Below are 9,879 nucleotides of genomic sequence, written 5' to 3'. Positions count from 1 at the left end.
GCGTGAGGTCGCGTGAGGTCGGTGGTGGTGGTGATCATGGTTCCAGTCCTCTGCTTTCTGCGGTGCGTTCCACGAGGTCGTGGAGGTCGGCGCGGGTCAGCCCGAGGGAGCGTGCCTCGTCGATCAGGGGGGTCAGGTAGTCGGCGGCGAAGGCGTCGCGGCGTCGGGCGAGGACGCGGTCCCGGGCACCGGGTTCGACGAACATGCCCACACCCCGGCGCTTCGCGAGGATGCCGCGGTCCACCAGCAGTTGCAGCCCCTTGCGGGCGGTCGCCGGGTTGACGGAGTGGAAGGACGCGAGTTCGTTCGTCGACGGCGCACGGTCGCCCTCGGCGAGGGAACCGTCGACGACGGAGCCCTCCACCAGGTCCGCGATCTGGCGGAACAGGGGTGCGGCGGTCGCGTCCATGCCTGTCCTCCCGGCGCGTCCTCGTTGAAGTAGGTTGGTTGGTTACTGCAGTAACTAACCAATACCTCACTGACGGAGCCGCAGGCAAGGGCCTCGGGCTCCGCAGCCGGCCTTTCACCTCCCCGCCGACCCCCCTTCCCTCCCTCCCGTCCGTCTCCCCCTGCCCGCCGACTCCCCCTGCCCCATCCCCTGTGGGGCACACTGGGAACTGCACATTTTCCGATAACTGTGATTGAGGACTGACAACCATGCTCGAGCGCACCCTTGTTTTCGTCGACACCTCCTACCTCCTGGCGAGCTTCTACAACTCGTGGGAGACCGGCGCGAGGTCCCAGTTGGAGATAGACCTGCCCGAGGTGGTCAGCGTCATTCAACGCATGGCCGTCAACCAGCTTGACCAGCCGGTCCACCGCCAGAACTGGTATGACGGCATTCCCGATTCCGGCCCGCACCGCTACCAGCGAGCGCTGCGTTCCGAACCCGGGGTGCAGCTGCGCGCCGGACAGCTCATCGAGTGGGGCGACCGACGCACCCAGAAGGCGGTCGACACCCGCCTCGTCGCCGACATGGTCAGGGCCGCCCTCACCGGCACCTGCTCCGACATCGTCCTCGTCTCCGGCGACGCCGACATGATCCCGGGCGTCGAGGAAGCGGTGGACGCCGGCGTGCGCGTCCACCTCTACGGTTTCGGCTGGGACTCGATGTCCTCCAACCTCCGCTTCGCCTGTGACTCCACCACCATCCTCGATCCGCGCGAGGACTTCCGCGACTGCATGCGCCTCCAGATCCTCGAGGGGCCGCTGCCCCCCACCGTTCCCTGCCCTGCCGGGGAGAACCCGCCGGAGGACACCCCGACCGCACCGGAGAGTCAGGCACAGTACAAACCCCTCGGGGACGCCCGGCCGGTCGAGGACCTCAGCGGCACCTCCGTCGTGCCTGACCTGCGCAGGAGGAAGCGTCACCCGGCCGTCCCCTCCCCCGTGGAGAATATCCCGGCCCCGTCGTCCGGGGCGGCGTCCACCGGTATTCCCGGAATGCCACAGACGGTGGCGAGCGGAGTGGAGATCACGGTCACCGGGGAAACCACCGGTGCAGAGCCCGAGGCCCCGCAGGGAACGGAGACCGTCGCCGGGGCACCAGAGGAATCCGCCGGTGCCGGGCAGGACTCCACCCCGACACCTGTCCCCCTGACCCCGGGCGGCGCACCGGAATCCGCCGACGACACCCCGTCGGCCCGCCCCAACCCGTCGATGATGGCCCCGCGGCGCCGCATGCGCAGCCGCTATGTGCCGCTACCGACCGAGATCTGGCAGAGCTCCGGTGAACAGAGCCCCTTCGACGTCGGCCAACAGTATGCGGTGTGGTGGTACGAGCACGCCGCCACCTCCGGCCAGCGCGAGGATGTCCACACCCTCTCCGGCGGTGGCCTACCCCCTGCGATCAACCAGCCGCTCGTCCAGTTCGCCTGCCAGACCCTCCACGAGGTCACCCTCTCCGAGAACCAGCGGATCCACCTGCGCGACGGCTTCCACTCCGGCATCCGCGGCATTCTGCGCACCTCGCGCGGGCGCTGAGCCTGGTGAGGGCCGCCGGCCGTGCAGCCACCAGTACTGAGCTGCCGGCCATGCAGCTACCAGTACCTGTAGGCGGATATCAGGTACCTGATGACCGCGTCCCGGTACTGGCAGCTGCAGTGAAGCCATCCCGGTAGGGACATCGGCGGGGCATGGGCGGGGCGTCCCTCAGGCACGGGAACGAGCGCGGGCGGGAAAACGCAGGTGCACGACGGGTACAGGTGGGTGCAGGGCAGGTGCACGACAGGCGCGGGCGGGATACGCAGCGTGGTGTGGAACAATCGCGACCATGACAGACGGCACCACAGCCAACGCCTCATCCAGCGCCACGGAAAACACCCCGGAAAGCACCCCGGCGACCACCCCGACCGTCGCACCCCGACCCGGAGCCCTGAGTTTCCTCGGTCAGGTCGTCGGCGCCGGTGTCCTCGCTGCCCTGGTGACCCTGGTGGCGTGGATCGTCCTGGCCCGTACCCATCTGCCGGCGTTCTCCAGTTCGAACGTCACCAAGGCGCTGGCCAGTGCCGGGGCGATCCTCGTCCTCCTGGTCCTCGGGCTGGTGATCTACCGGATGCTCCATCCGCGCAGCCAGGGCGCCAGGAACAGCAGGAACAACCAGGGCAACAAGAACACCCAGCCCACCGAAAGCCCCCGGTGGAAGCGCGTCCTCTGCGTCCTCGTCTGCTGGCTCGCCCCCGCGGCCCTGGTCATCACACTGATCGGCATCCCCCTGGCCGCGACCCGCCTCTACCTCGGCGGTATCAGCGTCGACCAGGCGTTCCGCACCCAGTTCCTCACCCGGATGACCGAAGACCCCGGCTTCGGCGACATGGCCTACCCGGACATGCCGAGCTTCTATCCGAGGCTCTGGTTCCTCGCCGGCGGGATCTTCGCGAAATCCGCCGGACTCGCCGGGTGGGCCGCCTTCCAGCCCTGGACGCTGATCACGCTGGCGGCGACCGCCTCCGTCCTCGTCCCGGTGTGGCACCGCATCACCGGTTCCCTGCCGCTGGGCAGCGTCATCGCGGCGGCGACGACCGTCACCCTCCTCTATGTCGCCCCCGAGGAGCCCTACGCCGCCATCGTCGCCGTCGGTATGCCCGCCGCCGCGGCGATCGCCGGACGTGCGATGCGCGGATCCCGGGCCGCCATGGCCGGGCTCATCGTCTACCTCGGCTTCTCGGCGAACCTCTACACCCTCTTCACCGGCATTTCGGCCGCGTGCGTCGTACTCGTCGCACTCGTCATCGCCTGGCAGTCCCGGCACCGGCGCAGCACAACCACCGGCGCCGATGCCGGCACCGGTACCCCGCCTTTCCTACCTCCGCTGCTGCGGCTGCTCACCGTGGGCCTCGGTTCCGGCATCATCGCCCTGCTCGGCTGGGGGCCCTACTTCCTCGCCCTGCTCACCTCCGAACACGGCTCGACGGGTCGTGCCCAGCACTACCTCCCGGAGATCGGCACCGAACTACCCACCCCCTTCTTCGATTTCTCGGTCGTCGGCGCCCTGTCACTGATCTGCATCGTGTGGATGGTCCTGAACTTCCGTGACCGTACCGTCCGGTGTCTGCTCTGCGGCCTGGTCGTGTCCTACGGCTGGGTCGTGCTGTCGATGATCGCCCCGCTCGGCGGCACCACCCTCCTCGGCTTCCGCATGGAGCTGCCGATCTCCCTCCTCCTCGTCACCGGCGGCGTCCTCGCCCTCGACCAACTGCGCAGCTCCGGTGTGGCCAAGGCCTACCCCGCCTTCGTCACCCCGCAGCGTGCTCCGCAGGTCACCGCGGTGATCGGCGTCCTGCTGACCTTCGCGACCGCCGCGTATGCCGTCTCGGTGCCACTGCACCTGCGCGAGGAGATCGACCTCGCCTACACCGACACCGACGGCGACGCCGAGCGCGGCGACACCCTCCCGGCGGACTCGACGGTGTACTTCAGCCAGGTCGACACCGCGATCCGGGAACTGCGCGGTGACAACCCGGCGGACACGGTCGTCCTCACCGACGAGCAGAGCTTCGTGGCCTACCACCCGTACCCGGTCTTCCAGGCGATCTCCGCCCACTACGCCAATCCGCTGGGTGAGTACGAGGAGCGCAACGCCGAGATCGAACGGTGGACGCGGATCGACGATCCGACGGAACTGCGCGAGGCGATGGACGCCGTCAACCGTGACCGTGGCTGGCGTCCGCCCGACGCCCTGCTGCTGCGAGGCCAGCTGGAGGACGACGGCAGCGGCGACATCGGGTCCTTCTCCTACCGGATGTCCGAGGACATCTACCCCAACGACCCCAACGTCCGCTTCCGCCCGGTGAGCTTCCGCGCCACCGCATTCAGCGAAGGGTGGACGCTTCGCCAGATCGGACCGTTCGTCCTCGCGGTGCGACGCTAGAGCGGCGCCGGGGCGGCGCCCCGATCTAGATCCCCGACCACTTAGGACGCACTGCCGCGCTGACGTAACATGTGCGACTATGTCACGAGTCGATGAAGCAGCCCCCGACGCGTCCCCCTCCCCGCAGGACTCACCGGCCCCCGCAGCGTCCCCGGTGATCCCGGTGGACACCTCCCGGCTGAAGCTCACCGCCATCGTGTCGGGACTGCTCGGCATGCTGATGTTCTGCCTGATCCCGCTGCTCCCGGTGCAGCAGGTCCAGTCGAGCTACTCCTGGCCGCAGAACGGTGACCTCCGCAGTGTCACCTCCCCCCTGGTCTCCTACCAGGCCCAGGACCTCGACATCACCCTCCCCGTCTCCGAGGTCCGCGACCTCAACGACCGTCAGACCACGGTACTGTCCACGGTCCCGGAGGATTCCGAGGACCAGACCCTGCGGGGCATGTTCGTCCGTTCGACCGGCAACGGCCTCGACGTCATCAACCGTAACTCCGTCCTGTTGACGATGGACAACGCCACCATCGACAGTCTTCCGGCGGACGCGGTGCTGCGCATCTCCTCAAACTCCGACGGCACCCGCGCCTGGATCCCGGACGCGACACCGGGCACCGACGCGGACGGCGTCGCCGATGCCGCCGGTCCGGCCAGGGAGACCCGTGACGGCGTCGTCCTCGACGGCCTCGTCCCCGATGACATGCGCCCGATGCTCACCGGCATCTACACGGAGCTCACCGACACCCCGGAGAACACGCGGGCCGCCGTGGACGCCGGGCTGAAGGTCGATGTCACCATCGACTCGCGCTTCACCTCCTCCCCGTCAGCCGCGAAGGTCGCCGCCGCAGTTCTCGGCCTGCTCTTCACCGTCATCGCACTGTGGACGCTCCACCGCATCGACTGCCTCGACGGGCGGACCCGCACCCACCGCCGTTTCCTGCCGGCGGACTGGTGGCGTCCCCGCTGGCTCGACGCCGTCGTCGGCGGCGTCCTGGTCGTCTGGTACTTCATCGGCGCGAACACCTCCGACGACGGTTACCTGCTCACCATGGCGCGGGCCAGCCACGAGTCGGGCTACATGGCGAACTACTACCGCTGGTTCGGTGTACCCGAATCCCCCTTCGGGGCCCCGTACTACGACCTGCTGGCGGTGATGACGCGGATCTCCGACGCCTCGATCTTCATCCGCCTGCCCGGCCTCATCGCCGGCGCCCTGGTCTGGATGCTGCTGTCGCGTGAGGTCCTGCCCCGCCTCGGCGCCCCGCTCAACGGGCGTCGCGTCGCGCACTGGACCGCAGCCGCCGTCTTCCTGGTCTTCTGGATGACCTTCAACAACGGCACCCGGCCGGAGCCGGTCATCGCTCTCGGCGCGCTGCTGACCTGGGTGTGCATGGAGCGTGCCATCGCCACGTCCCGCCTGCTGCCCGCCGCCTTCGGCGTCATCGTCGCGTCGCTGTCACTGGCCGCCGGCCCCACCGGTCTCATGGCCGTCGCAGCCCTGCTCGCAGCCCTGTCCGGGCTCATCCGCATCGTCATCCGCCGCCTGCCCGCCCTGGGTGCGCCGAAGGGCTCGTCGAGGAAGCGGACCGCCGGCGCCGTCCTGGCACAGATCGCGCCCTTCCTCGCCGCCGGCACCGCCGTGCTCATCTGCGTCTTCGGCGACCAGACGCTGTCGACCGTCATCGAGTCGATCCGGGTGCGCGGTGCCGTCGGCCCGGCCCTGTCCTGGTACGACGAGCCGGTCCGCTACACCGAACTGCTCAAGCAGACCGTCGACGGATCGTTCCCACGCCGGTTCAGCGTCCTCATGATGATCCTGTGCCTCGGCGTGGTGATCGCCTCGATGCTGCGCAACCGACGCGTCCCCGGCACCGCCAACGGACCGGCCGTCCGACTGACCCTGGTGGTCATCGGCACGATGTTCTTCATGACTTTCACGCCCACCAAGTGGACCCACCACTTCGGCGTGTACGCCGGTCTCGCCGCCGGTCTCGCCGCGCTGGCGGCGGTCGCGGCGTCCACCATGGCGATGCGTTCGGCCCGTAACCGCATCCTGTTCATCGGCGCCTGCCTGCTGCTCTTCGCCTTCTCACTGTCCGGCACGAACGGCTGGTGGTACATTTCCAGCTTCGGCGTGCCCTGGTTCGACAAGCCGGTGCAGATCGCCGGCATCGAGATCTCCACGGTGATGATGGTCTTCTCGGTCATCATCATGATCGTCGGCGTGGTCATCGGCTTCCTCGCCGACATCCGCGAGGCGAAGGCCACCACCGCCGCCGAGATCGCGGAGGCGACCGACAAGGAACGCAGCCAGGCCCGCCGCCTCAACGGTGTGGCCGCCGCCCCCATCGCCGTGCTCACCGCCCTGGTCGTGGTGTTCAACCTGGCGTCGCTGGGCAAGGGCTTCATCTCCCAGTGGCCCGCCTACTCGGTGGGCAAGGGCAATCTCATGGCGCTCACCGGCGACACCTGCAACCTCGCCTCCGACGTCCGCGTCGAGTCCGACACGAACGACTCCTTCCTCACCCCGGCCGACGGCACCGATTTCCGGGACTCCCTCGTCGGGAAGAACACCCACGGCTTCGCCGAGAACAACATCCCCGACCGGATCCAGGACCCGCGTGACGATGACGGGACCGGCGCCCCGGCGACCTCCGCCACCGCGGGCAACACCTTCGGCAGCGCCGACAACGACTCGAGCAGTGACGGCACCGCCGGTGGTCTGCAGACCGAGGCCGGCATCAACGGCTCCTTCGCCACCCTGCCCTTCGGCATCGACCGCGCCCGCGTCCCGGTCATCGGTTCCTACACCGTGGGCCTGCAGGAGACCGCGAACACCACGAGCTCCTGGTTCTCCCTGCCGGAACGCCGGAAGGACGCCCCGCTGCTCATCGTCTCCGCCGCCGGCGAGGTCGCCCACGACGACCTCAACGGTGTCTTCCAGTACGGCCAGGAGCTGACCATCGAGTACGGGAGGTCCACCGGCGGCACCGGCGACAGCGCCTTCGAGGTCATGGGGTCGATCGTCCCGCTGGACATCGAGACCGCCCCGCAGTGGCGCAACCTGCGCGTCCCGATGGACTGGTTGCCCGGGGACGCCGACGTGGTCCGTATCGTCGCCAAGGACAAGAACGTCACCCCCGACCAGTGGCTGGCGATCACCCCGCCGCGTGTCCCGACCCTCGTCGCCATGACCGACGTCGTCGGACCTGACGTACCGACCCTCATCGACTGGGCCACCCCGCTGCAGTACCCCTGCCAGCGCCCCTACAACCACTGGGCCGGCGTGGCCGAGGTACCCGGGTACCAGATCTCCCCGGACCACTCCGCCAAGAAGGACCACGCCCCGGTGCAGGACTACTACGGCGGCGGTGCCGGCGGCCTGGTCCAGATGACCACCGTCGGCGAGGAGGTCCCCGCCTACCTGCAGGACGACTGGCAGCGTGACTGGGGTGTGCTGACGAAGCTGACCCCGTTCGCGTCGTCGACCGGCGTGCTGCCGAAGCCCGCGGAACTCACCACCGAGGAGCACACCCGCTCCGGTCTGTGGTCCGCCGGACCGATGAAGTTCACCATGAGCTGACACCCCACCCACGACGCCACGTCCGTGGCGTCCCTAGAGTGGGGCCCATGACAGACGATTCCACCGCCTCCCCCGGTATCCCCGACGACATCACCGAGGCCGCGCGGCCCACCCCCAGGGCGGCCGACGACCTCTACCGGCACGTCAACGGCGCCTGGCTGGCGTCCCACAGGATTCCCGCCGACCGTGCCGTCGACGGCACCTTCCACGCCCTGCGCGACCGTGCGGAACTCGATGTGAGGGAGATCGTCGAGGAGGCGGACCCCGGTACCCGCATCGGTGCGCTGTACAGGTCGTTCATGGACGAGGACGGGGAGAACGGCATCGAGGCCGCCGGACTGGACGTGCTCGACGTGGACCTCGACCCGGTCCGCGCGGCGTCCTGCCTCGACGAACTCGTCGCGGTGCTCGCCCGCCTGGACCGCGGCGGCGTGGGCGGCGTGCTCGGGTTCTGGACCGAGAAGGACGCCGGGGGCGCCGGTGAGGGGGGCGCCGGCATCGAGGTCCCCTACCTGGTGCAGACCGGCCTGGGCCTGCCGGACGAGGCCTACTACCGGGAGGAGCAGCACGCGCAGACCCGCGCCGCGTACCGGGAGTTCGTCACCCGCTACCTGGAGCTCACCGAGGCCCAGGAGCGGCCGGGCCGGTTCGCCGGCACCGGGGCGACCGCCGCAGCCGACGCGGCCGACGCCCTCATCGCCTTCGAGACCGACCTGGCGAAGGGCCACTGGGACACCGTGTCCAGCCGCGACGCGGAGAAGACCTACAACCCCACCCGCCACGCCGACCTGCCGACCGGCTTCCCCTTCGCCGCGTGGCTCGACGGGGTGGGCATCACCGAGACCAACGCCCCGTCGGTCATCGTCTCCCAGCCGAGCTACCTCGACCATGTCGCCACCCTCGTGCCCGGTGGCGCCGGCGGCGAGGATTACACCGCCCACGACCTCGACGAGTGGAAACTCTGGGCGTACTGGCGTGTCGTCACCGCGCGCGCCGGCAAACTGCCGCGGGTGTTCTCCGAGGCGTCCTTCGACTTCTACGGCCGGACGCTGTCCGGGGCCACCGAGCAGCGCGACCGATGGAAGCGGGCCCTGTCACTCGTCAACGGCGCCGTCGGCGAGGACGTCGGGCGTGTCTTCGTCGAGCGCCACTTCCCGCCGGAGTACAAGACGACGATGGTGGACCTCGTCGACCATCTGCTGGCCGCCTACCGCGAGCGGATCAGTGAACTGCCGTGGATGACGCCCACCACCCGGGACAGGGCACTGGAGAAGCTCTCGACTTTCCGCGCCCGGATCGGCTACCCGGAGGTCTGGCGGGACTTCTCCGGGGTCACGTTCAGCCCTGCGGGCGCCGACCTGCTGGCCAACTACCGCACCATCACCGAATTCAACCACGAGTTCGAGGTCGGCAAGCTCGGCAGGCCGTCCGACCCGGACCTGTGGTTCACCACCCCGCAGACGGTCAACGCCTTCTACAATCCGGTCCGCAACGACATCACTTTCCCCGCCGCGATTCTGCGGCCGCCGTTCTTCGAGCCGGACGCGGACATGGCCGGCAACTTCGGGGCGATCGGCGCCGTCATCGGCCACGAGATCGGCCACGGCTTCGACGACCAGGGCTCCAAGTACGACGGGGCCGGCAATCTCAACGACTGGTGGACCGACGAGGACCGGGCGGCGTTCACCGCGCTGACTGACAAGCTCGTCGACCAGTACGACGGGCTGGTGCCCACCGGTCTGGCCGAGCGCGGCCAGACCGAACACACCGTCAACGGTGCCTTCACCCTGGGCGAGAACATCGGCGACCTCGGTGGTGTGACGATCGCGCATCTGGCGTACCGCATCTCCAAGGACGGGCAGGAGGCGCCGGTGATCGACGACCTCACCGGCGACCAACGGTTCTTCGCCGGCTGGGCTCAAGGCTGGCGCGG

Annotated in this window: 5 protein-coding genes; 4 read left to right on the top strand and 1 reads right to left on the bottom strand. The window is 69.2% G+C overall.

The window, feature by feature from the left end:
* Positions 1-34: 34 nt before the first annotated feature.
* Positions 35-409 (bottom strand): GntR family transcriptional regulator, encoded by a 375-nt coding sequence (locus QZV72_RS04030; protein ID WP_297005608.1) that lies wholly within the window; start codon positions 407-409, stop codon positions 35-37.
* A 248-nt stretch (positions 410-657) separates the two neighbouring features.
* Here QZV72_RS04030 and QZV72_RS04025 point away from each other — a divergent pair, with 248 nt between their 5' ends.
* The 4 genes from QZV72_RS04025 to QZV72_RS04010 form a co-directional block, all read left to right on the top strand.
* Positions 658-1,983 (top strand): NYN domain-containing protein, encoded by a 1,326-nt coding sequence (locus QZV72_RS04025; RefSeq protein ID WP_297005605.1) that lies wholly within the window; start codon positions 658-660, stop codon positions 1,981-1,983.
* A 289-nt stretch (positions 1,984-2,272) separates the two neighbouring features.
* A complete protein-coding gene (locus QZV72_RS04020; RefSeq protein WP_297005603.1) occupies positions 2,273-4,369 on the top strand; it encodes a galactan 5-O-arabinofuranosyltransferase in 2,097 nt (698 codons plus the stop codon).
* Between the two features lie 79 nt (positions 4,370-4,448).
* Entirely contained in the window at positions 4,449-7,946 is a 3,498-nt protein-coding gene (locus QZV72_RS04015) for an arabinosyltransferase domain-containing protein (RefSeq protein ID WP_297005600.1), read from the top strand.
* Positions 7,947-7,993: 47 nt separating this feature from the next.
* Positions 7,994-9,879 (top strand): M13 family metallopeptidase (locus QZV72_RS04010; protein ID WP_297005598.1); only part of this gene is annotated, 1,886 nt, incomplete at its 3' end.

This window comes from uncultured Corynebacterium sp. (genome assembly GCF_902782855.1).
Taxonomy (GTDB): Bacteria; Actinomycetota; Actinomycetes; order Mycobacteriales; family Mycobacteriaceae; genus Corynebacterium.
The sequence above is the reverse complement of the archived record's forward strand: the minus strand, read 5'-3'. Positions and strand labels throughout refer to the sequence as shown.

What these genes read in the sequence shown, in the direction of transcription:
- QZV72_RS04025 (WP_297005605.1), top strand. Translation starts at nt 658, where the DNA reads ATGCTCGAGCGCACCCTTGTTTTCGTCGACACCTCCTACCTCCTGGCG.
- QZV72_RS04030 (WP_297005608.1), bottom strand. Translation starts at nt 409, where the DNA reads ATGGACGCGACCGCCGCACCCCTGTTCCGCCAGATCGCGGACCTGGTG.
- QZV72_RS04015 (WP_297005600.1), top strand. Translation starts at nt 4,449, where the DNA reads ATGTCACGAGTCGATGAAGCAGCCCCCGACGCGTCCCCCTCCCCGCAG.
- QZV72_RS04020 (WP_297005603.1), top strand. Translation starts at nt 2,273, where the DNA reads ATGACAGACGGCACCACAGCCAACGCCTCATCCAGCGCCACGGAAAAC.